The sequence below is a fragment of the Pelotomaculum sp. FP genome, assembly GCF_004369245.1.
GTDB classification, from domain to species: domain Bacteria; phylum Bacillota; class Desulfotomaculia; order Desulfotomaculales; family Pelotomaculaceae; genus Pelotomaculum_C; species Pelotomaculum_C schinkii.
Map to the genome: position 1 here is coordinate 23454 of NZ_QFGB01000011.1, position 22413 is coordinate 45866.

The window sequence follows — 22413 nt, forward strand, 5'->3', positions numbered from 1 at the left end:
AGGGGGCGGACAGAAAATTGCTCGAAAAGGCACCGGCTCATTCGACATATTCAAATTCAAAATCTCCGATTTTAACCGTGTCGCCCTCTTTTATGCCGGCCTCCTTGAGGGCGTCATCGATACCCATGCGCTTGAAGATCCACTGCAGACGCTCGACCGCCTCATCGTTTTCCAGGTCGGTCATGGCCACGTGGCGTTTGATTTCCTTGCCGCCTACCAGAAAGATCCCTTCCTCGCGTGATACGCTGAAACGCGGTTCGGCACGGTGGACGACATGATCCGCCGTTTCTTCCTCAGGGGGAGTTATGTCGGGAAGGTCTTCCAGCAGCGCGGCTACTTTGTAAATTAAAGGGTCAAGCCCGCTACCGGTCGCCGCCGAGATGGGAAAGATCTCATAGTCATTGCCATAGGCTTCCTTAAGCCTTGTCAAGTTTTCCGCAGCTTCAGGCAGGTCCATTTTATTGGCGACAATAACCTGTGGCCTGGACCCGATCACAGGATTGTACAAGATTAGTTCGCGGTTTGTTACCTTAAAATCCTCCACCGGATCTCGTCCCTCGCTACCCGCGGTATCCAGCACATGGATCAAGAGCCTGGTGCGTTCCACGTGACGCAAAAACTCATGTCCCAGGCCGGCTCCTGCGTGAGCGCCTTCTATAAGGCCCGGGATGTCGGCCATAACAAAACTGCGCCCGTCATCGACCCGTATCACACCCAGGTTGGGCGTAACAGTGGTAAAGGGGTAGTTGGCTATCTTCGGTTTAGCCGCGGATACCTGCGAAATCAAAGTTGATTTACCCGCGTTGGGGAAGCCCACCAAACCAACATCCGCCAGAAGCTTGAGTTCCAGACTGAGCCAGCGTTCCTCACCCGGCTCGCCTTTTTCCGCCAGTTTGGGAGCCTTGTTGTTGGGAGTGGCGAAGTGGGCGTTGCCCCTGCCACCGCGACCGCCGCGGGCTACTACCACCTGCTGGCCATTTCTGACCAGGTCCGAGATCAATTCGCCCGTGTCATCATCCCTGATTACCGTTCCGACCGGCAACCTGACCACCAGGTCGTCAGCAGAAAGCCCGTACCTGTTTTTGCCTTCGCCGTGCTTGCCCCGTTGTGCCTTATAGTGGCGCTTGTAACGGAAGTCCACCAGAGTGCGCAGTCCTTCATCGGCCTGGAACACAATATCCCCGCCCCGGCCCCCGTCACCGCCCCACGGGCCGCCTTCCGGTACGTATTTTTCCCGCCGCATGGCGACACAGCCGTTTCCCCCGTCGCCGCCCTTGACAAAAATCCTTGCTTTATCAAAAAACATGTATATCACCCGTTCATATTTTAACCAATTTTATTAAGCCCTTGACGGGGCAATGTAAAAAAGATCTCAATGCCGTTATTGGCCACGGCCAGATTCAATCTCCCCCCATACGGGCTGAGAAGTGCCCCGGCCGGTATAAGCGCGCTCTCGAAACGGCTGAGATCAGCCAAAAGGGGTTCCGGGAAAAGCAACCGGCAAGTGTACTTCCTCTCACTTTCACCAAGGACCACTTCGATGCGCCTATCCACAATTTCAGGCGCCGACATCGTCTCAAAAGCGCTCCTGAGGCAGAGTTCCAGCACCTCCCCTACCACCGGTCCCGGGACTGCGCTCTCCGACAGGTCAGAAGTTATATTGAGCACAAGCTCTATCTGGTACATGGCGGCATCGTTGATGGCAATTATCAGGGCAGCGGTCAGCTCCGGTATGGCCACCCTGGCCGTCTTACTGTACTGGGCTATCTCTATGCAAACCTGATTCAGGTAGTCCATAACCCGGTCTACCTTATTCATCTGCAACAGCCCGGAAATAACTTGAAGATGATTTAAAAAATCATGCCTTTGCACCTGAATAGCGTCTAAGAGCTTTTCCAGATTCAAATCGTAGCCTCCTTAAATGTTTCCCAAAGCACTTTTTTGACGATTGCCAAATGGTGACATATACATTCTACGAAACATTCTTTAAACCCTTCAAAAAAATAAGCGGTCCGCTGGAGGACCGCTGTTCTTCAATGCATTTTATACAATTTCCTCGACCTTATTAATACTGACAACCTTTTTATCACGGCCTTTTCTTTCAAAACTAACCACACCGTCTACCTTTGCAAACAGGGTGTCATCCCCACCTTTGCCAACGTTTAAGCCCGGGTGTATTCTGGTGCCGCGCTGGCGGACTAAAATATTGCCGGCCAAAACAAACTGGCCGTCTGCCCGCTTCACGCCGAGCATTTTAGGCTGGGAGTCACGTCCGTTCCGGGAACTACCTACACCTTTCTTATGTGCCAATGCAATTCACCTCTCTTTTCAAATACTTTAAATTCTATCGAAAGGCCAATCAAGCTTCAATTTTTTCAACAGTCACCTGGGTGAACGCCTGGCGATGGCCCTGTTTGCGACGGTAATTCTTCTTAGCCTTATACTTGAAGACTATAATTTTCTTACCCCTGCCGTGGCGAACCACTTTTAAAACTACCCTGGCTCCATCCACCAGCGGAGAACCGATTTTCACGCTATCCCCGTCGACCAGCGCCAGAACACGGTCTATTTCAACCGTTTCATCCGGTTGGGCGGGCAGCTTCTCAATATAGAGGGTGTCACCCTCGCTCACCCGGTACTGCTTGCCGCCTGTTTCGATAATCGCGTACATTAAACTAAAAACCCCCTTATATTTCGGGACTCGCCGGGGATGGTAGGGACTCAAACCAGCAGGCCCATTTTAAACCTGTCCCGTGCGGTTACCGCATAGTAAAAACGCCTACAATTTAATATTTTAACACACCGGGAGGTTTTGTCAAGTTCAATCAGATTTTGACCGGGCGCGCCTTAGCATAGGTCCGGTAAACCTTGCTGACTTCAACAGGTATGGTCTCACCAACCAGGGTCCCGGCGCCCTCGATGTCCAGGATAAAACCGTTAACCCTGGCAATACCGTCGTTGGTATTGGAAACATGAGGTTCTTCCACCTTGACTTCCAGTACTTCACCGGGCTTAACCGGGAAGTTGTGCGCCTGGATGCCCTCGTTGTCCTGCAGCGGACGGATAGCCACCGACTCGATATGCTGGTTGGTCGAACCCCGGATATAGAGGTTTTTGCCGGTCTTGCTTTCCAGGTCGCGCAAATTGGCTCCACCGCTGCCAATCAGCCGCGCCGCAACCACGGGGTTGGCCTCCACCAGGATGGTCTGGGCCGTGGTCTGGCGGGCCATATTGTAAATTTGGTTCTTGTAGTGGATCCCCAGGGTCTCCTCGGAAAGCACCCTTCCTCTGCCATCGCAATAAGGACAGTGCTTCTGTAAAACTTCCGACAGGCTGGGACGAACCTTCTTACGGGTCATTTCCACCAGCCCCAGTTGGGTAATGCCCAAAATATTGGTTTTAGTTTTATCACGTTTAATCTCTGCTTCAAGCGCCTGCAGCACCTCCTGCTGGTGACTTTCCTCGGTCATGTCAATAAAGTCGACAATAACAATGCCACCAATGTTGCGAAGGCGCAGCTGCCTGCTGATTTCACGGGCGGCTTCCAGATTGGTCTTCACTACCGTGTCTTCAAGGTTGGTGGTACCCACATACTTCCCGGTGTTGACGTCAATGGCGGTCAGCGCCTCGGACTGGTCTATCACCAGGTACCCACCGCTTTTAAGCCAGACCTTACGCTTTAACGCCTTCTCTATTTCCTGCTCAATACCATATTCCTCAAAAATATTTTCCCGCTCGTCAAGAAAAACTTTCAGCTTCAGGCGGGGACCCGTGATGTCCAAAAGGTCCAGCACTTTTTCATACTCGTAGCGGGAGTCCAGGGTAAGGCGATCGACGTCCTCGGTAAAAATGTCTCTAAGAATCCGCTGAACCAATTCCAGGTCGCGGTGGACCAGGTTTGGTACGGGTCCGTACGCAGCCCTGCTGAGAATTTTGCGCCACAGTTTGGTCAGCAGATTAATGTCCTGGCGCAGTTCTTCCTCCTCCACCCCTTCCGCCACAGTACGGACGATTAAGCCCATACCTTCCGGCTTAACCCTGGCGGCAAGATCCTTCAGCCTATCACGCTCCCTGTCGGACTCGATCCGGCGTGAAATACCGATGTAATCCACTGTAGGCATCAGCACCAGGTAACGTCCAGGCAGGGTAATATGGATAGTCACACGTGGTCCCTTGGTACCGATTGGCTCCTTGACAATCTGTACCAGAGTTTCCTGCCCCTGCTTTAAAATATCGCATATGTTGGCGCTCCCAAGAGCCGAACCGCTCATCCCGTTGGTTTCCGGCGTGCGTGCGGGCAGGGCGTCCTCAACGTATAAAAAGGCATTTTTTTCCAATCCTATATTAACAAAGGCCGCCTGCATGCCGGGCAGCACATTCTCCACCCGGCCTTTAAAGATATTGCCTACCAGGCGCTGGTTAATCGCCCTTTCAATATATACTTCAACAGGGACTCGATCTTCCAGTACGGCGACCCTGGTTTCCTCTTCGGCAACATTAACGACAATTTCCCTAAACATAAAAATCCTTTCTCCTCTATAAATACATCAAGATACTTCTAAAACACCCGATAGGTTATATTTTTATTTATTAGGTACAGCACCTTACCACAGCGTTTTATTATCTTTGTCTACCGCGCTAAAGAGGCTGGTCCTGTACAGCACATATTTTCCCTCTATTGGTAGTTCGCTGCTTGTTGAAAAAGCCTCCACCACCTCCTCAAACCTAATATTATCACGGCTTCCGGTTTTTAACTCGGTTTCAATTATTATTATATCATTATCCAACCTGCCCGACATGGCAAAAATGCCTGGCCTGATATCGTAAACTCTATTTTCCCCCGCCTTGTTTTTTCTCTGGACCAGTATCTCGGATCGGCCAAGAAAGGCTTCTATAGCCCGGTCCAAAGCACCTTGGCTAACCGCGCTATTGAGCCTGGCCTCGCCTCGGTAGGTAGCACGCTCAACCATAGACATCAGGGCGGGCGCCCGCTCCCCAATCCTTCTCACCTCAACCAGGCGCAAGCCTTCCGGCAGTGTCCCGGACAAGTCTCTCTGGATGGAGGACACAGGTACCTCCCTGACCAGCTCCAGGTCCGCATACTCTGCTTCCCCCGCCGTTCCCACCGCCAGAGGGGCCGCGAAGGCTATTTTGGGATGGGGGTTGAAGCCGCTGGTAAAGGCTATGGGCAACCCGGCCCTCCTTGCCGCCCGCTCAAAAGTCCTCAACAAATCCAGGTGGGAGATATAGCGGGCAGGCCCTTCCTTGGCATACATCATACGGTACACAGGCATATTTATAACCCCCCCGCCAAACTGGGTTTGGCCTCCAGATCTGGACACAGCCCGCAGCCTGGACAGTCTCCTGTCCGGCAGTCTACAGTGGTCATACCCGACAGGGCCCGGCGATGCTCTTCCGCCAGGTAGCGCCTGGAAACACCGCTGTTGATATGGTCCCAGGGCAGAGGGTCTTCATAATCATAGCGGCGGCCTGCGTACCAGGCCGGCTCAAGGCCGGACATGCGGAAGGCTTCCAGCCAGCGTTCCAAATTGAAATACTCCGACCACCCGTCAAACTTGCAGCCCAACTCCAGGGCATGGATTAAAACTGTTTCCAGCCGGCGATCCCCCCTGGCAAAAACCGCCTCCATGAAGCTTAGCCCGGCGTCATGGTAGTTGAAGACAAGGCCGCGCTCCTTCAAGCGGACGGCCAGATAATCCTGTTTCCTTTTAAGCTCGGCAAGGGTATCCTGGGGCTCCCACTGGAAAGCCGTGTGCGCCTTGGGGACAAAAGATGAAACGCTTACCGTAACCCTCAGCTTGTTGCGCGGTACACGCGCTTTGCGGCCAAGGTCAAGCACTTCTTTGGCCAGCCGGACAATGCCGTCCAAGTCCTCGTCTGTTTCCGTAGGCAGGCCGATCATAAAATATAGTTTGATCGCGCGCCAGCCTTCCCTGAAAGCCGCGGCGGTGGTTTCAAGCAGGTCTTCTTCGGTAACACCTTTATTGATGACGTCCCGCAGCCGCTGGGTACCGGCCTCGGGGGCAAAGGTCAGCGAGGAGCGCCGCACCCGCTGCACCTCCTTGGCCAGTTCCACCGAAAAGTTATCCACCCGCAGGGAAGGAAGCGATACCCCCACCCCACGTTGGGCGTGTTGATCAAGAAGGGATTTAATAACCTTGCTGACCGGTGTATAGTCGCTGGTGCTGAGAGAGGTCAGAGAAATCTCGTCGTACCCGGTGCTCTCCACCAGTGCGGCGGCCTGTTCCAACACGGTCGAAGGCTTTTTTTCACGCACCGGGCGGTTGAGCATGCCGGCCTGGCAAAAACGGCATCCTCTGGTGCAGCCCCGCAGCACCTCCAGCATAATCCGGTCATGCACCACCTCGGTGGAAGGGACCAGCGGCCGCCTGGGAAAAGGCGCCTGATCAAAATCCCGCACTATTCTTTTGGTAACCCTGGCAGGCACACCTTCCTGTACCGGTTTCACCTTTGACACAGCTCCATCTGTCCGGCATTCGACCCGGTACAGCCCCGGCGCATACACACCCGGAAGCCTTGACGCCTCAAGCAAAAAGTCCTGGCGTGGAAGAACCCTTTGCTTTCCCTTTCGAACACTGTCCAGCAATTCACTGATTAACTCCTCCCCCTCGCCTATGGCGAAGAGGTCGATAAAAGCAGCCATTGGCTCCGGGTTGAAGGCACAAGGCCCCCCGGCTATCACCAAAGGGCATTTTTCGTCCCGCTCCGTGGATTTCAGGGGAATACCCGACAGCTCCAGCATATTAAGCACATTGGTAAAGGACATCTCGTACTGCAGGGTAAATGCCACCACATCGAAGTCCCCCACCGGCCGGCGGGATTCCAGGCTGAATAAGGGGAGATTGTACTCCCGCATTTTTTCTTCCATATCAGGCCAGGGCGCAAAGACTCTTTCCATTAAGGTATCCACGCGCCGGTTTACAATCTCATAAAAAATTTGAAGCCCCAGGTAGGACATACCCACCTCATAGACATCGGGAAAAGCAAAAGCCACCCTTAAGTCCACATCGCTCCACTCCTTGTGGACTGCGTTCCATTCCCCCCCGGCGTAACGGGCGGGTTTTTTTACCAGGGGCAGTATCTGATCAAGCACATCCATATATTCTATATCTCCTAAACTCTCCGTCACTCCTTTTTCGAGCGGGTCAAACAATACTCTACCAATAGTATAACCCAAAAAAGCCGGAAGAATATTCCGGTACAGGTTATTCTACAACCAGTCAATAAAAACCTGCATCCAAAATAAGAGGCAGGTCTGGCGTTAGAAGTAAGGGGACAGCTATCATGCTACCTGAGAACAAACCACAACCTAACAGTCGTAGGGCGTAGATTATACTGCTTTTCTATTGGGTCTTTTAAACCCGGAGAATATTATCATACCCACGTCCCACGACAATTTTTACGCCTTACGCCCTACGACCAAAATCTAACCTGCTTTTAACACGGTACAATGAATGGCATTCACCAACTTTATGTAAATAAAACCACAATTACTATTTGAGTAGTCTGCCGACAGGGCTATCTATGCCGTCTTTAAGCAGGGCGTCAACAATCTGGGCCTCGCTGACCACACCGCGATACTGATACTCTTTATCCACAAGAAGGACCAGGTGAAAGCGCTTGGGGACGAACAACCGGATGATATCTCCCAATCGGACTGTATCAAACGAAACCAGCGGCTCGCCCGGCAACACGCCGGCCGAGGCCAGTTCCTTTTTTTTCTGGGCCAGGTGCCTGATAAAATGGTATGAAGCCAGGGACTTTTCATTTGTAGCGGCATAAAGGAGGAAAAGGCCGGTTACCATTATATCGAGCCCGGACATTCCCGCAGCCAGCCCCGCGGTTCCACCCAGCACGATGGCCGCGCCCCAGAACTGCCCCCACCTTGCGGCCCGGTAAGTCGCCTTTTTAAAGCCTATGCGCCTGGCCAGGTAAGCCCGGTAAACCCTCCCGCCGTCAAGGGGAAGCGCCGGAAGCAGGTTAAAGGCAGCCACCATCAGGTTGCACTGAAGGAAGAAAGGGCCGAGGTCGTTGTCCCACAACCCATTGTTTTTCAGTGCGGTGCCCAGTCCAAACAGCAGCAGGTTGGTGGCAGGGCCGACAGCAGCCACGTATACTTCTCTGGAAGGATCGAACACTACCTCACCGCCGATGCGGCTTACACCGCCGAAGGGCAATAGTTCAACATCGGAAACATTGACTCCAAACCAACGGGCCGCCGCTATATGGGCCATTTCATGGAGCAGTACCACGGCAAAGGCAATCAGCCCCTTACCCAGCACCCCGGCTATAAAAAACAGCCCCAGAAGGGCCAAAAAACCATTGTTGAGGTTGATATTCACGCCATTTATGCGGCCGACTTTCAAAGAAAATCCCCTTCCTCTTTACCTAAAACTGCAACCTGGTTAACGGATCAATGAGCTTATTGTTTTCCCTCATTTCAAAATGCAGTCCCCCTCCGGGGATATCACCGGCAGTTCCCACCTCACCTATGACCTGCCCGGCCTGGACAGACTGTCCTTCCTCCACCGTCAACCGCGCCAGTTCACCGTAGAAGGAAAAAGAACCCTGTGCGTGTTCGATCAAGATATACTTGCCTAATTCAGGGCTGTCTCCCAGCCGCTGTACCGTACCGTCCTGTACCGCTCTCACCGGGCTGCCCACCGGCGCGGCAATGTCAATCCCCGAGTGAAAACGCTCCATGTTGTCAATGGGATCCGTAACCATACCATAGCCACGCACCACCTGGCCGGAGACCGGAACCTGCAGGCTTTCCGGCGCAGCGGTCAGACCGTTTTTAGAAATAACAGGCTGGGGGTTGCTGAGCAAAGGCCAGTCAGTACTGGCTATTTCCAGACCAAACTGGACCACCCTGTCAAATACAGGCTGGTAATTCCATTCTGTGGTCAGGACACCCTTGAGGGTTTCCCTGGCTTCAACACCCCAGGGGTTGGCGGTTTCTTTGAGAGCAAGGAAAACTACCAGGATTAGCAGCGCCGCAAAAATCCTGAACAGGCTATGGCTTTTATAGATCACACGCTTTGGCTTCTTCCAGTGAGGAGGCCGGTAGGCGGACATAAGGTCCTCCGGCTTGAATGCTCCGCTTGGCTTAATACCTGTACCTTTCAAAGTATATCCCCCCGTGAAGGCTTGTCTGATAAAGTATATTTCCTTATATAGGAAATATGACAGTCCTTCTCATAAAAATAGAGCCCGAAGGCTCAGAAGATAGCGCACAAAAATTAATATATTATTATACACCTACCGCAACGAACCGGCAGTGCATGAAAACCATCGATTGGTCGCGATAGACCGATCGTTTCAGGGAGTTGCCGGCGCCGTTAGCACGGCGCCACGATCATGAAAACATGGCGATGCAAGTACGGTTTCAGTCCTGCCAGCGCCGCACTTGCGGCAACTTAATGTTACATTTGTGCAAATAAATTTGCACTTTTTTTGGAATTCGCACTGTGAGCTGAACAGCTGTACGGCTATCTTTAGAGAAAAGGAAGCAAAAGAACCGTCCCCCTGCTTCCGTTAAAATACAATCTTTTGCCTTCGCATGTTGATATTGAGAAGAATACCGAGAGCCGCCAGGTTGGTAATCATATTGCTTCCACCGTAGCTGAACATCGGTAATGGGATACCGGTTACCGGCATAATCCCAGCAGTCATACCCACGTTAACCAGGACGTGAAAAGTTAGCATGGATACCACGCCGGCCGCCAGCAGGAAGCCGAAATTATCCTTGGCGTTGATGGCGATGAAGATACACCGGTAGATCAACACAAAGAACAAAAAGAGGAGAAATACCGACCCAGCAAAACCCAGTTCTTCCCCCACCACTGAAAAAATAAAGTCCGTTTCCTGAATCGGTAGAAAGTTCCCGTGTGTCTGGCTGCCGTTAAACAGGCCGCGCCCGAACAATCCGCCCTGGCCGATGGCAATTTGGGACTGAATGATATGGTAGCCGTCTCCGTGCCAGTCCTGCCAGGGATTGATAAAAATGATCAGTCGTTTTAACTGGTATTCCTTTAAAGGTATCCAGAGATTAAAACCATTGTGGGCCTCCAGCCAAAAATGAGCCCCGATCCACAGGATAGCCAGGGTCAAACCACCCAGGAGCAAACCGATTAACAGTGAAGGCCGCGCTCCCGCTGCAAAAAGCATCCCGAACATGATGGCCATAAACACCAGGGAAGTACCCAAATCCGGCTGTTTCAAAATAAACAGCAGAGGCACGCCGATAAAGGCAAAGCAGGGCAAAAGGTCCCTGAAGCTGTTTAACCTGCCCTGTCGCGAATTCAAAAAGGCAGCAAAACAGATGATAATGATGAGCTTTGAAAATTCCGAAGGTTGAAAGCGAAAAGGGCCGATTTCTATCCAGCGCTGTGCCCCCAGGGCCGAATCACCAAAAAAGAGCACCGCACCCAGCATGATCAGGTTGAGGATATAAAGGGTTTTGGTGTGCTTGGCCAGATCCTCGTAATGGATGTACAGCGCCATCCCCATGGCCACAAAACCAAGGACGATGTTTATCAATTGTCTTCTGACAGATGCGAATGCATCGCCGCTATTGTTCACACCATCAACCACCGGCAGGACTTCGGTTGGTTTGGTGGCGCTATAAATAATCACCAGGCTGAAAAGGATGATCGTGGTGACCGTCAATAACAGGGTATAGTCTACTTTTTTTAGCAGTCTGCTTTGGGTAAACATAGTCAGCACGCTTTCTAATAATTTTAAACATACTACACTATATTATATTACACTGTTTTACACAAAAAAAGCCCGCTATATGCATAACGGACTGGTATTAATTCACTACCGAAAACTAATAGGCTGTACCAGTTCTCTTCATGCCCACCACAGGAATATTGGCCACCAGCGCCACTGTATTGCCGCTGGAGTCCAGGCTGACCTCCAGACCGTTTTCATCGATGTCCATGTAGTTGGAGATAACCTGGATCAACTCGGACCTTAAAGTCTCAAGCAACTGGGGTGATATGCTGCTCCGGTCGTGTACCAGAACCAGGCGCAGCCTCTCCTTGGCCACGTGCTTGCTTCCGCTATCCCTACTAAAGACCCTTTTCAGTAAATCCAGCACTTAAAGCGCCCCCTTCCTGCTACTTCAGGCCAATTATTTTCTTCAATTTTTTAAAGAAGCCGCTTTCTTCATCCAGGTTCATCATCGGCACTTCATCGCCTGCAACACGGCGGACTATATTCTGGTAGGCCTGTCCCGCCCGCGTGTTTTGATCGGTAACCACAGGCTCGCCACGGTTGGTGGTTATGACGATCATCTCGTCTTCCGGAATGACCCCCAAAAGGTCCACGGCAAGAATATCAATGATGTCTTCAATGCCCATCATGTCTCCCTGCCTGACCATTTTAGGCCGGATCCGGTTGATGATTAACTTCGGCTCGCGCAAATCGGCAGCTTCCAAAAGGCCGATAATGCGGTCGGCGTCCCGCACCGCCGATACCTCGGGGGTGGTCACCACCACGGCCTTGTCCGCCCCGGCTATGGCATTGCGAAAACCCTGCTCTATTCCCGCCGGGCAGTCGATGATGATAAAATCAAAATCGCTTTTTAAGTCCTCGCAGAGCTGACGCATCTGGTCAGGGCTAACCGCAGTCTTATCTTTGGTTTGGGCCGCCGGCAGAAGGTGCAGCCCTTCCAGGCGCTTGTCTTTGATCAGGGCCTGCTTAAGGCGGCAACTGCCGCTGGTGACATCCACAATATCATATACGATTCTATTCTCCAGTCCCAGGACCACATCCAGGTTTCTCAGGCCGATGTCGGTATCGACCAGCGCCACCTTATAACCCAAAGCTGCCAGGCCTGTGCCGATATTGGCCGTGGTGGTGGTTTTGCCCACTCCGCCCTTACCGGAAGTAATAACGATTACTTCACCCATTCGTAAAGCTCCTCCTCTATTAAGTGGTGACACGCCGTTATCAAAAATACGGCTCCCTTAGACGACTGATCATTTAAGACGCGTGGACCCTTAGATAGCCTTCCCCTGACGCTCTCCGCCGGTCTGAAAAGCTTCAATGGTGACAACCCCATCCTTGATCCGGGCTATCTCCGGCAAATCCATATCCACCGTTTCGTTATCCGGCGGGCGGGTAATGTGATTGGCAATTCTCAATTGCGTCGGATTCAGACGGAAGGCCATCACTACTGCTGTTTCGTCGCCGTTGGCCCCGGCATGCACCACACCCCTCAGGGCGCCCATAACGATTATATTGCCGGTTGCCGCCACTTCGGCACCCGGATTGACATCCCCAAGGATAACCACATTGCCGCTGTAACGGACACTCTGGCCGGAACGCAGGGTGCGCTGGACCAAAATTGTATTTTCGTCAACCAGGTTATCATCGGCCTGGCTGCTCTGACCAAAACCCGAAAGGATATCTCCCTGGGCGCTCCCTCTTAAATAGGCCACAGTTATCTCCTCCATAAACAGCAACTATCAGTTTATTCTACGGGAGGCAACCAAATCCTTCTAAGGAAAGAAAAACGTTTTGTGACAATTTCCCACCATTAATGAGGATAAAACGGGTCAGATTTCATTATTCGGGACTATTTATCGTTTTCTGTCCGGGTATGGGCAAACCCAAGTAGGCCGCCAGCATCGCCTCGGCCACCGGCCCGCCAATGGTCCCGCCGTGACCTGCGTGTTCCATCACCACCGCTACGGCAATTTCCGGTTTCTCATAGGGGGCAAAGGCCACAAACAGGCCGTGGGAGTCACGATTGTAAACCTCAGCGGTACCGGTTTTGGCGGCAACAGGGGGAAACCCGTTGAAGAACCCGTACGCAGTCCCGTCAGGCGGCAAGGTCACCTCAAGCATGCCCTGCCTGGCCGCGGCCATAGCTTCCGGGGAGACGCTCACATGTCCCAGCTCAACCGGATTGTTTTCCTGGATAAGCCGGCCGTCCGGGCTGACTACCCTCTGCACCAGGTACGGTTTATAGCGGGTGCCTCCGTTGGCCAGGGTTGCGATATAATTGGCCAGTTCCAATGGTGTGTAGCGGTTGTCGCCCTGCCCGATGGAGGAAATGATGGTGTCATAGTCATGCCAGTCCAATTCCCATTCGACCGCCCGTAATTCAGCCGACCGTTTGCTCATAAGCGTCTTGCGCTGGGCCTCGTCCGTGGTTTTTTCCAGCAGGTCATTATATCGCTGTTGAATTTCTCTAACCTTTTTTGTATCATCCGCGCTTAGATAGGGAATCCATTGCTCGGTCTTGGTGACCGGACCAGGCACTACACCGCTTTCTTCCCCGGGCAGCTCGATCCCTGTCTTTTCACCCAGACCGAATTCCCTGGCCACACGGGCAATGTCATCGATGCCCATCCGCAGGCCCAATTGATAAAAATAGGTATCGCAGGAAACCTTGATCGCCCTGATCAGGTTTACCGTGCCGTGGCCATCCAGTTTCCAGTCATTAAAAGCACTGCCCCAGAAAAAGTAGCCGGGATCGGAGATGGTTGACTCAAGGGTGGTATTTCCGGTATCCAAGCCGGCCATGGCCACCACCATCTTAAAGGTTGAACCCGGCGGGTAGGCCAGCAGCGCCCGGTTTAACATGGGCTTCCAGGGCGAGTTGAAGATTTCGTCGGATTCTTGTTGGGTTAACAACCCGGACAATTTGACCGGATCGTAGCTTGGGTAGCTGGCCATCGCCAGCACCGCACCGCTGTTTACGTCCAGGGCCACCGCCGCCCCGGCGCGCGCTTCGCCATAGCCCTGGCTGACAGCCAGCTGGGAGCTCCTGTCCAGGGCTTCTTCCGCTGCCTTTTGCACCCGCTGGTCGATGGTAAGGACCAGGTTGTTGCCCGGCACCGGTTCCTTAACCCCCAGGTCCCTTACCGGCCGGGCCTTTGCATCAACCTCGACCTGCCTGCCCCCGTCCTGTCCGCGCAGGTACTTTTCGTAGGTATATTCCAGGCCGGACTGACCGAAGGGATCCCCCATCTTGTAGCCTTCGCTCTGGTGCGCCGCCAACTGTTCCGGGTTGATCTGCCGCACATAACCCATCACATGGGCCAGGATGCTGCCGCTGGGGTATTGCCGCTGGGGCTCTATATCAATTACGACCCCGGGGAGTTCCAGCCGCTGCTCTTCAATTCTGGTTACAATTTCCGGGGATACCCTGGTTGCAATCTTTACCGGCTCATAGAGCTGCTTTTGATCTGCAATCTTTTCTTCAATTTCCACAGGGTTTATACCCATTATGGAGGCCAGCCTGGATACGACATCATCGACGCTCTCACCGGCAAGGTTAACCAGGGAAACTGTATAGACAGGTTCATTGCCCACCAGTTTCACCCCATAGCGATCGAACACCTCTCCCCTGGGGGCTGTTATATTGGTCAGTCTCATCCGGTTTTCCCTGGCCAGGGTTGAAAATTTATCGTTTTGGAGCAGCTGCATGTAAAACAATCTAACTGTAAGCAGGCCGAAAATAGCACAGACAATCACCAGGAAGACCTGCATTTTTCTCTCCATCAATTTTCTTTCCATAATAATGTCCCTCCTTTCCGGATAAGAGGTGATATCAAGTAAAAGTGAGGAAGATCAAACTTAAGAGGCGGATTGCTAAGCTAGTGCCAGCGCCTCTGTCGCGACGCCACGGAGGCATAAAATGCGCGCCTGCATTTTTATGGTACTCCTTATGGGTACGAAGGCCGTTAAAAATCTTTGCCGCGCACCTGTAAATAACGAAATATGCGACCAAATATGAAAGGAGCCAAAAGTGAAGTATAAACCGCGGTCGGCAGCGCCAACCTCAGCAAAGCATAGTATGGGGACACGTGCAAGTCCAGGTAAAAAAGCAAAAGGTAGTTCACCAGCAGGCCGGCGCCGGCAGAAAAAAAGGTTACACCAGTGGCAACCATTATATTCTCTTTGTAAAGTCGTTCTCCGGCCACCCCGGCCAGGTAACCCGCGGCCATCTTGGATATAGCGTTAAGACCGATGTACTCCCCTAAAAAGAGGTCCTCAACTATGCCACTGATATAACCCAAAAAAGCCCCCTCCCTGGGACCCAAGAGGAAGCCGTTGAGTACTACAATAAGCATGACCAGGTCGGGTTTTACCCCCGCCACAGACACAACTTCCAGCACCGAAGTCTGCAGGAGCAATGTTGCCAGCAACAAGATCAGCAAAAAAGGAAGCGGCATTTCCTAACCTCCTCCCGCCGGGGGAGTATCGGCCTCGGGGTATACCTTGGTAACGATTAACACCTCTTCCAGCTGGTTCACGCCGGCAAAGAGTCGGATATCCGCACTTTTAAACAGGCCTGCCGACTCTATACTGACACTGGCAATCTGACCGATGGGTATACCTTTGGGGAAAATACTGCCAAGTCCGGATGTCACCACAACCTGCCCCTCTTCAACCTGCGCGTCATTGGGTATATGTATGATGCGGGCCGTTCCGGAACTGCCGACAGTGCCTTCAACAATGCCGGGGGTACGGGTTTCCTGTATAAGTGAACCCACTCCGCTGCGCGGGTCAGTTATTAGTAAAACCTCACAATTTGCGTTGGTAACCGTTATAACCCTGCCCACCAACCCCTGCGGGGTCAGGACAGTCATGTTTTCACGCACGCCATCACGGCTGCCCCGGTTCAACGTTACGGTAGCAAACCAGTTACCCGGGTCTCTGGCAATTACCGAAGCAGCCAGCAGGTCGTACTGTTGGACCATCACCTGCTTATAGTTTAGCAGGTCGGTCAGCCTCTGGTTTTCAGCCTTATATTCATTCAACTGGATAATCTCGCTCTGCAGGCGTTCTACCTCCTGCTCCAGGGCTTGGCTGCGCTCGGCGGCCCCGTACAAAGAAACAGGCAGGGAAACAACTTGACGGGCCTGCCTGCTGAGCCAGGTTAAGCCGGACTGTGCCGGCGCGAGAACATCCCTGAATTTAGAACCCAGAGGTGTGAGCCGGGCCGGCTCAGGGATGGTAACATGTATGGCCGCCAGAGTGACCGCCACCAGGATAACAAGGAAAAACAGCCTCTTGGCAGTAACCCAACCCACCCCATTGCTCACTCCCAACAATACTTAATGATTTGTAACAAACAAGCAAATCTCTGTGCGAATGAATTCGTACCCACATTTTTTTGGATATTGCTTAGTATGCCGGGCACTATCTCTCGTGCCACAAGCAGTACCAGCAGTTATCTTAATCTTTGACCCTAAAGGAATACAGCATATACCGACGTCAGACATCTGATGACCGACGACCGCTACGCCAGCTTTTTAGGCTGGATCAACACTTTGCGCAGGACGTCAATGTTTTCCAGGACTCGCCCGGCCCCGTAAGCCACGGCCAGGAGAGGTTCGTCCGCCAGATGTACCGGCATGCCGGTCTGCTCACTGACCAGGTGATCCAGTCCCCTTAAGAGCGAGCCGCCACCGGCCATAACGATGCCGCGATCCATAATGTCGGCGGCCAGTTCCGGGGGGGTCTGCTCAAGAGTTGCCTTGATCGACTCGATGATACTGGACACAGGCTCGGAGAGAGCCTTATAGATTTCCTCAGAAGTTATTGAGACTGTTTTGGGTAGGCCGGTAACCAGGTCCCGGCCCCTAACTTCTTCTGTTTCAACGGTTTGAATTGGGTAAGCCGTGCCGATTTGCATTTTTATCTGTTCTGCCGTGCGCTCACCGATCATCAGGTTGTAGGTTCTCTTGACATGATTGATAATGGCTTCATCCATTTCATCGCTGGCAATGCGTATGCTTCGACTGGTTACGATGCCGCCAAGAGAAATAACAGCTACCTCTGTAGTACCCCCGCCGATATCTACAATCATGTTGCCGGTGGGCTCGTGCACGGGCAGTCCCGAGCCTATGGCGGCGGCCATCGGTTCCTCTATCAGGTAAGCCTCCCTGGCGCCGGCCTGTAAAGCCGCCTCGCGCACCGCCCTTTCCTCTACGGCGGTTACACCGGAGGGAACCCCTACAACCACTCGCGGCCGGACCAGGAAAGTGCGGCTACGCAGTGATTTGTTAATGAAATACTTGATCATGCTCTGGGTAACATCAAAATCAGCAATGACACCATCCCTGAGCGGTCTGATAGCAATGATGTTGCCTGGGGTACGGCCAATCATCCGTTTTGCCTCTTCACCTACGGCCAATACCTGGCCGCTGTCCTTTTGGATGGCTACCACCGACGGCTCTCTGATTACAATTCCTCTTCCCTTGACATACACCAGGGAATTAGCGGTACCTAAATCCATCCCCATATCTTTTGAAAACAGACCGACGCGCATGTTCCGGCCCCTCTCTGAAATATTACTCTATTAGCCCCTTGGCCTTGAAACTGGTAAACCTATTATCTCCAATAATAATGTGGTCTAGGACATCTATGCCGACAATCTTTCCCGCCTCCCTGAGCCTGCCGGTAATATCCAAATCCTCCCGGCTGGGCGCAGGGTCGCCGCTAGGGTGATTGTGCACCAAAATGATAGATGCGGCGCTTCTCTTGATCGCGTTGCGAAATAGCTCCCTGGGGTGAACGGTGGAACAGTTAAGTGTACCAACTGAAACTTTGTCCACACCGATGACCTGATTTCTGGTGTTGAGCAGCAGAGCTCTAAAATGCTCCCGGTCAAGACGGCGCATTTCCTCCATAACCAGCCCGGCTGCGTCATCCGGCGAGGTAATCACCGGGCGCGGCTGGTCTGTGAACTGAGACAGCCTCCTCGCCAGTTCCAAAGAAGCCTTAATCGTGCAGGCTTTGGCAAGACCGACTCCCTTAACCCCACTTAACTCTTCTACCGTAGCGTCCCCCAGCAAACGGAGGCTGTGAAAGCGGGATATAACCAGGGAAGCCAGTTCCAGAGCGGTGGCTTCGCGGGAACCAGTCGCCAGAAGGATGGCCAGCAACTCAATATCTGACAGGACCTCGACCCCTTCCTTCAACAGCCTCTCCCGGGGGCGGGTATCCTCGGGAAGCTCTTTCAGGGTAAGCCGGTATGTAACGGAAACCATAGGCAACCGCTCCCCATAACAATACGAAGGTACCTACAATTTTAGGTGGTATTAAAGAACTTCATAGCCTATCTGTTTCAGCATTTTTGCCAGCCTGGCCAGGGGCAAGCCAACCACGTTGGTATAGCATCCTTCCAGACGGTTGATAAAGAGAGCCGCCAAACCCTGAACACCATACGCTCCAGCTTTATCCAAAGGTTCACCGGTGGCTATGTAACGAGAGATTTCTTCTTCTGTCAGCGAATTAAAAAATACACGTGTCAGCTCATGCCCTACCAACGTTTCGCGTGAGGCGGCGTTCACCAGGGCAACTCCAGTATAGACCTCGTGTCCGCTTCCCTGCAGGAGACGTAACATAGCAACCGCTTCCTGCGGCCCGGAAGGTTTGCCGAGGATCCGGCCGCCCTGAACAACCACAGTGTCGGCGCCGATGACGATCCCGTTGATCAACCTGCCTGCAACAGCGTTCGCCTTTCTTAAAGCGAGCAGCTCGACCAGTTCGTACGGGGCCAAGCCGGGGGTGGGGGTTTCATCAACCTCACTGACCATGATGTTGAACTCCAGCCCGGCTTGCTTTAAAAGGTCCGCACGGCGGGGCGATGATGAAGCAAGTACAATTTTAGCGTCCATCTTACAATTTGCGGTAGACAATGTAGCCTAAGATCATCCCCAGGGCGGTCAGCGGCCCGAGAGCAAAAGTAAACCCAAAGGTCAGGTTGAAAAACTGCAGGTCCAGGGTAGAGGGCTTTAAACCTACCTGTGTGGTCGAATTCAGCCACGGGAGGGACGGCGCCAGAGCATTGCCAAGTGCCCCGCCACTCAACCCACCCACCAGCAGCAGCAGGACAAGAACCCAGACACTTCCCGTATTTTTTATGCTTCTAGCCATAAAAATACCCCCGGATCAAAAAAAAGAGCTCGAATAAGCACATACTTCTATAACAGTTTATCATTTCAAGTATTTAATGACAAGCTATGGTCGATATTTTAAAATCAGGTCAGCATACTCTCTATAAATTGGGTGACCGGCTTAAAAACCGCATCTATTCCTTTGGTGGGATTGGGCACAGGCAGCTTCAATGCCTGCCCGAAGCTGAGGACCATACCTATGAGCAACAGCACGCTGAAAGCAACCAGTTCCCGCCACATTTTCTTTTTCACCAGGCCAGGCGCTTCAAAAGCAATTATGGCAATAAATACCAGGACAAGTAAAACTATCATGTTAAAGCCTCCGTGTTTTCATGTGTTTTCACGCACCAAAAGCTTTCCGGCCGCCCCGATATAGCCGCTTTACCAGGTCTTAACGTCGTACCTGAGCAGGCTTGGTAATCAGACCGGTGCGGGGGATGTTGGCGTCAACCTCAAGATATACAGGCAGACCGGGGTAAACATTCATCCAATTCTCCTTTATTTCTTTCCAGATCCCCGGGTACTTTCGATGGACAGCCGACCCAAACCCGAATACATCGGTGTTGTACTCCTTTTGCGCTTTGCTCAAAGCAGCCTCCACCTCACCCTGGACAGCGGCAGCCAGTGATTGTTCAATGCTTGCGATAACCTCCGGCTTATCCAGTTCCTCCGGGCATTCGGCCTCCAGGATATTTGCCTGTACATTTACCTTTACAGTTACACTTAACTCACCTTCAGTAAGTTCCGGTTCAATTTTGGAGCCGTTACGTATAATTTCCAGGGAAAGACGCGGGCCTTCCCCGCTCCCGTTACCGCTGCCGCAGGGTACGGTAATCGCCCCGCCTTTAGCTTTACCCTTTACCCAGAGCAGTCCCCGGCTCTCCCTCTCGTCCAGCCAGCCGGCCATCTTGTTGCCTTTAAAAACCGCCGTGCCGCCTACTTTTATAACTGTGCCAATTGGTTTTGGGCGTCCTTCCTTGGAGGACCAACCTCCCGATATTTTATCCCGCACATCAACCTCATTAGGTTCCACTTGTATTCCGGCTGCGTAGGCAGCGCTGCCTTCAGTCTCCATTAATTCCAATAAGTCCCCCAGTTGAATCTCAGGGTAATAAGAACTCATTCTTTGGTGTCTGATTATACCTGCTATACGTTGCGATGGAGTGAGTGTTATTTGTCCCGGCATTTCCAAAATACTGCTTATGTCGCTCCTGGCAATCAGGATATAGTTATTGCGCCTTATCTGCGGGTTGCGTTCAAAAAAATCTATAATTTCTTCGATACCTCTGTTTTTGGCCAACTCTTCAGAAATCAGAAGGGTCATATTGTGGGCAAAGTAAAGTTCATAAGGCACTTCCAGAGACAGACGCCGGATGCAGTCAAAAATTGTGCTGCCTTCAGTACTTATGTTCCGGTAGCTGCCTATGGTTGGCTCCCCTGCAGCGCTTCCGCCCCTGCCGCCACCTGCCACGACCTTGGGATTGATCACCTGGACTGTAAGCCTTACCCTGCCGTCCGGCGCCTGGTCCATGGCAGTGGCAAGGACGATACCCAGCCGCTCAACTTCCTGTTGATCCCAGCATCCCTGAAGGCTTAAAGCCGTAACAACTATCAGCGCACATAAAATCAGGCATTTAAGCCCCTTGCCCACTTCCGCCGCCCCCTTTCGACCCGGCTCTGGAGACGGCAGGTGTCCTGACCTTGTCATGTTTGCCGGAGCCATTGGTACTGGCATTGGGACCGGCACTCTCATGGCCTGACGCAAAGGCCTTTTCATCGCCACTCCCTGTGGGAGGTTGCGGCTTTAAGTCTGGAGCAATCCGCCTTACATTCCTTTTTACAAGCTCCGACGGACGCTTATGCATAGCCCACCACGGCGCGCGGACCACGAAGTCTTTAAGATCGGAAATTTTCAAAGGGGTCAGGGGCGACAGGTAGGGCACACCGAAAGAACGCAAGCCGGCCAGGTGGATCAGCATCGCCAAAACTCCGGTCATCACCCCGAACAGACCCAGGGTAGCGGCCAGAAACATGAGTGGAAAGCGGATCAGCCGCAGCGCCAGGGCCAGGCTATAAGAAGGGCTCATAAATGACGCTATTCCCGTTACAGCGACTACAATCACCATCAATGGAGATACAATACCCGCCTGTACCGCCGCCTGGCCGATGACCAGCGCCCCGACGATACTGACTGCCTGGCCAACTGCCCGGGGCAGCCTCAATCCGGCCTCTCTTAATGCTTCAAAGGTAATTTCCATAATCAACGCCTCCACCAGGGCGGGGAAAGGCACCCCTTCCCTGGACGCGGCGATACTGATCAGTAGCTGGGTGGGAATCATCTCCTGGTGAAAGGTGGTTATGGCAATATAAAAAGATGGCAGGAGCAGGGCTACCGCCAAACCCAGCGACCGTATAAGCCTGATCATGGTAGCAAAGTGGTATCGTTCATAGTAATCCTCGGGATTCTGAACCAGGTCACTGAATGTGGCCGGCATAAAAAGCACCATCGGAGTGCCGTCGGTAAAGACACATACCCGCCCCTGCAGGAGAGCCGCCACCACCCGGTCCGGCCTTTCGGTATAAGCTATCTGCGGGAAGGGGGAGTAAGGATCGTCCTGGATTAACTCCTCGATATAGCCGCTTTCCAGAATCCCGTCGATATCGATCCGGTCGATCCGCTGCCTTACTTCCTTGAGAAGTCCGGGAGAGACCACTCCTTTCAGGTAGGCGACGGCAACGGAAGTGTGGGTCATGCGTCCCAGGTTAAGACCCTCGATGACAAGATTGGGTGTGCGCAGCCTGCGTCTGACCAGGGAGGTACTCACACTAATGATCTCGTTGAAGCTTTCCTTTGGCCCGCGGACCGTCCCTTCCACATCGGCTTTATCAACCGGGCGCTGAGGCCACTCTTTCAGGATAGTAATGACAGCCTCTTCACAGCCATCGATAAATAAAGCCGTACCCCCGTACAGTATTTCACTGACAACGTCTTGCATATTATAGACCTTGGAGCGGATTTCGGCGGCGACTAAAATTGATTTTCCAACTACATCTGTTAAATTATCGCCAGGACTGTCAATTCCAGCCACCCCCAGCAGCAGCGGTTTTAAAATATTTTCGCTGATCCGGGTCTCGTCGGTGAGGCTGTCAAGGTAAACCAGGCAGGCGTTCTCTTTTTTTCCCGCGCCCAGCCTGAACTCTCTGAACACGGCGTCTACATTCCGGCCCAAGATGGTATCCAGGTACTCCACGTTTTTTTTAAGGCTCCTGGAGATCTTTTCGTTTTTCAATTCTTCATCCTTAAACACTTTGCTATCTACAGACCCAGGCTCGCTTGTGCCAGGTTCCGGCTTTTTAGCCGCTTTTCTGATTAGACCGGAAAAAATATTTAACCTCAAAACGCATCCCCCGTTGGAATACCCAATAAGAAAAAGAAGTTTCA

General features: G+C 52.6%; 23 protein-coding genes. All 23 read right to left on the reverse strand.

All coding sequences use genetic code 11. The features are described 5' to 3' along the window. Window positions 1-37 precede the first annotated feature (37 nt). Window positions 38-1306 carry a GTPase ObgE gene (gene obgE / locus Psfp_RS06280; RefSeq protein WP_134217700.1) on the reverse strand — a complete coding sequence of 423 codons (1269 nt, stop codon included), beginning with the start codon at window positions 1304-1306 and terminating at the stop codon, window positions 38-40. Window positions 1307-1326: 20 nt separating this feature from the next. Then, a complete protein-coding gene (locus Psfp_RS06285) occupies window positions 1327-1905 on the reverse strand; it encodes a Spo0B domain-containing protein (protein WP_134217701.1) in 579 nt (192 codons plus the stop codon). 138 nt (window positions 1906-2043) lie between these two features. Beyond that, window positions 2044-2310, reverse strand: coding sequence for a 50S ribosomal protein L27 (gene rpmA, locus Psfp_RS06290; protein WP_190239235.1), 267 nt, complete (start codon window positions 2308-2310; stop codon window positions 2044-2046). A 49-nt stretch (window positions 2311-2359) separates the two neighbouring features. Next, on the reverse strand, window positions 2360-2671 hold the full coding sequence (gene rplU, locus Psfp_RS06295) for a 50S ribosomal protein L21 (protein WP_134217703.1): 312 nt from the start codon (window positions 2669-2671) through the stop codon (window positions 2360-2362). 154 nt (window positions 2672-2825) lie between these two features. Then, a complete protein-coding gene (locus tag Psfp_RS06300) occupies window positions 2826-4520 on the reverse strand; it encodes an Rne/Rng family ribonuclease (RefSeq protein WP_134217704.1) in 1695 nt (564 codons plus the stop codon). An 84-nt stretch (window positions 4521-4604) separates the two neighbouring features. Beyond that, a complete protein-coding gene (locus Psfp_RS06305) occupies window positions 4605-5294 on the reverse strand; it encodes a TIGR03936 family radical SAM-associated protein (RefSeq protein ID WP_134217705.1) in 690 nt (229 codons plus the stop codon). 2 nt (window positions 5295-5296) lie between these two features. Beyond that, a complete protein-coding gene (locus Psfp_RS06310) occupies window positions 5297-7141 on the reverse strand; it encodes a TIGR03960 family B12-binding radical SAM protein (protein WP_134217706.1) in 1845 nt (614 codons plus the stop codon). A gap of 394 nt (window positions 7142-7535) precedes the next feature. Further along, window positions 7536-8408 (reverse strand): M50 family metallopeptidase, encoded by an 873-nt coding sequence (locus tag Psfp_RS06315; RefSeq protein ID WP_134217707.1) that lies wholly within the window; start codon window positions 8406-8408, stop codon window positions 7536-7538. Window positions 8409-8430: 22 nt separating this feature from the next. Continuing rightward, the gene (locus Psfp_RS06320; protein WP_134217708.1) at window positions 8431-9171 is read right to left on the reverse strand and encodes a M23 family metallopeptidase; all 741 of its coding nucleotides are present in this window, start codon (window positions 9169-9171) and stop codon (window positions 8431-8433) included. 408 nt (window positions 9172-9579) lie between these two features. Continuing rightward, a complete protein-coding gene (rodA, locus tag Psfp_RS06325; RefSeq protein WP_134217709.1) occupies window positions 9580-10761 on the reverse strand; it encodes a rod shape-determining protein RodA in 1182 nt (393 codons plus the stop codon). A gap of 115 nt (window positions 10762-10876) precedes the next feature. Continuing rightward, the gene (gene minE, locus Psfp_RS06330) at window positions 10877-11149 is read right to left on the reverse strand and encodes a cell division topological specificity factor MinE (RefSeq protein ID WP_134217710.1); all 273 of its coding nucleotides are present in this window, start codon (window positions 11147-11149) and stop codon (window positions 10877-10879) included. Between the two features lie 19 nt (window positions 11150-11168). After that, complete coding sequence (minD, locus tag Psfp_RS06335; protein WP_134217711.1) at window positions 11169-11963, reverse strand: septum site-determining protein MinD; 795 nt, start codon at window positions 11961-11963, stop codon at window positions 11169-11171. A 90-nt stretch (window positions 11964-12053) separates the two neighbouring features. After that, window positions 12054-12461 (reverse strand): septum site-determining protein MinC, encoded by a 408-nt coding sequence (minC, locus tag Psfp_RS06340; RefSeq protein ID WP_243120509.1) that lies wholly within the window; start codon window positions 12459-12461, stop codon window positions 12054-12056. Between the two features lie 160 nt (window positions 12462-12621). Then, on the reverse strand, window positions 12622-14580 hold the full coding sequence (gene mrdA, locus Psfp_RS06345) for a penicillin-binding protein 2 (protein WP_134217713.1): 1959 nt from the start codon (window positions 14578-14580) through the stop codon (window positions 12622-12624). A gap of 167 nt (window positions 14581-14747) precedes the next feature. Continuing rightward, entirely contained in the window at window positions 14748-15239 is a 492-nt protein-coding gene (gene mreD, locus Psfp_RS06350) for a rod shape-determining protein MreD (RefSeq protein WP_134217714.1), read from the reverse strand. A gap of 3 nt (window positions 15240-15242) precedes the next feature. After that, window positions 15243-16100 carry a rod shape-determining protein MreC gene (mreC, locus tag Psfp_RS06355; protein ID WP_134217715.1) on the reverse strand — a complete coding sequence of 286 codons (858 nt, stop codon included), beginning with the start codon at window positions 16098-16100 and terminating at the stop codon, window positions 15243-15245. A gap of 209 nt (window positions 16101-16309) precedes the next feature. Further along, window positions 16310-17341, reverse strand: a complete 1032-nt coding sequence (locus Psfp_RS06360) for a rod shape-determining protein (RefSeq protein WP_134217716.1) — start codon at window positions 17339-17341, stop codon at window positions 16310-16312. Between the two features lie 22 nt (window positions 17342-17363). Further along, window positions 17364-18062, reverse strand: coding sequence for a DNA repair protein RadC (radC, locus tag Psfp_RS06365; protein ID WP_134217717.1), 699 nt, complete (start codon window positions 18060-18062; stop codon window positions 17364-17366). Between the two features lie 51 nt (window positions 18063-18113). After that, window positions 18114-18692 (reverse strand): Maf family protein, encoded by a 579-nt coding sequence (locus Psfp_RS06370; protein WP_134217718.1) that lies wholly within the window; start codon window positions 18690-18692, stop codon window positions 18114-18116. A 1-nt stretch (window position 18693) separates the two neighbouring features. Further along, entirely contained in the window at window positions 18694-18951 is a 258-nt protein-coding gene (locus tag Psfp_RS06375; protein ID WP_134217719.1) for a DUF4321 domain-containing protein, read from the reverse strand. A gap of 104 nt (window positions 18952-19055) precedes the next feature. Continuing rightward, window positions 19056-19283 (reverse strand): hypothetical protein, encoded by a 228-nt coding sequence (locus Psfp_RS06380; RefSeq protein ID WP_134217720.1) that lies wholly within the window; start codon window positions 19281-19283, stop codon window positions 19056-19058. A 79-nt stretch (window positions 19284-19362) separates the two neighbouring features. Beyond that, window positions 19363-20622, reverse strand: a complete 1260-nt coding sequence (locus Psfp_RS06385; RefSeq protein WP_192895290.1) for a Ger(x)C family spore germination protein — start codon at window positions 20620-20622, stop codon at window positions 19363-19365. Continuing rightward, window positions 20606-22369, reverse strand: a complete 1764-nt coding sequence (locus tag Psfp_RS06390; protein ID WP_192895291.1) for a spore germination protein — start codon at window positions 22367-22369, stop codon at window positions 20606-20608. The genes Psfp_RS06385 and Psfp_RS06390 overlap by 17 nt, the downstream gene beginning before the upstream one ends. Between the last annotated feature and the right edge of the window lie 44 nt (window positions 22370-22413).

Bases quoted from the DNA above. Each gene is read 5' to 3' on its own strand.
- obgE (WP_134217700.1), bottom strand. From the start codon at position 1,306: ATGTTTTTTGATAAAGCAAGGATTTTTGTCAAGGGCGGCGACGGGGGA.
- rplU (WP_134217703.1), bottom strand. From the start codon at position 2,671: ATGTACGCGATTATCGAAACAGGCGGCAAGCAGTACCGGGTGAGCGAG.
- Psfp_RS06300 (WP_134217704.1), bottom strand. From the start codon at position 4,520: ATGTTTAGGGAAATTGTCGTTAATGTTGCCGAAGAGGAAACCAGGGTC.
- Psfp_RS06305 (WP_134217705.1), bottom strand. From the start codon at position 5,294: ATGCCTGTGTACCGTATGATGTATGCCAAGGAAGGGCCTGCCCGCTAT.
- Psfp_RS06310 (WP_134217706.1), bottom strand. From the start codon at position 7,141: ATGGATGTGCTTGATCAGATACTGCCCCTGGTAAAAAAACCCGCCCGT.
- rodA (WP_134217709.1), bottom strand. From the start codon at position 10,761: ATGTTTACCCAAAGCAGACTGCTAAAAAAAGTAGACTATACCCTGTTA.
- minD (WP_134217711.1), bottom strand. From the start codon at position 11,963: ATGGGTGAAGTAATCGTTATTACTTCCGGTAAGGGCGGAGTGGGCAAA.
- mrdA (WP_134217713.1), bottom strand. From the start codon at position 14,580: ATGGAAAGAAAATTGATGGAGAGAAAAATGCAGGTCTTCCTGGTGATT.
- mreD (WP_134217714.1), bottom strand. From the start codon at position 15,239: ATGCCGCTTCCTTTTTTGCTGATCTTGTTGCTGGCAACATTGCTCCTG.
- Psfp_RS06360 (WP_134217716.1), bottom strand. From the start codon at position 17,341: ATGCGCGTCGGTCTGTTTTCAAAAGATATGGGGATGGATTTAGGTACC.
- radC (WP_134217717.1), bottom strand. From the start codon at position 18,062: ATGGTTTCCGTTACATACCGGCTTACCCTGAAAGAGCTTCCCGAGGAT.
- Psfp_RS06370 (WP_134217718.1), bottom strand. From the start codon at position 18,692: ATGGACGCTAAAATTGTACTTGCTTCATCATCGCCCCGCCGTGCGGAC.
- Psfp_RS06375 (WP_134217719.1), bottom strand. From the start codon at position 18,951: ATGGCTAGAAGCATAAAAAATACGGGAAGTGTCTGGGTTCTTGTCCTG.
- Psfp_RS06380 (WP_134217720.1), bottom strand. From the start codon at position 19,283: ATGATAGTTTTACTTGTCCTGGTATTTATTGCCATAATTGCTTTTGAA.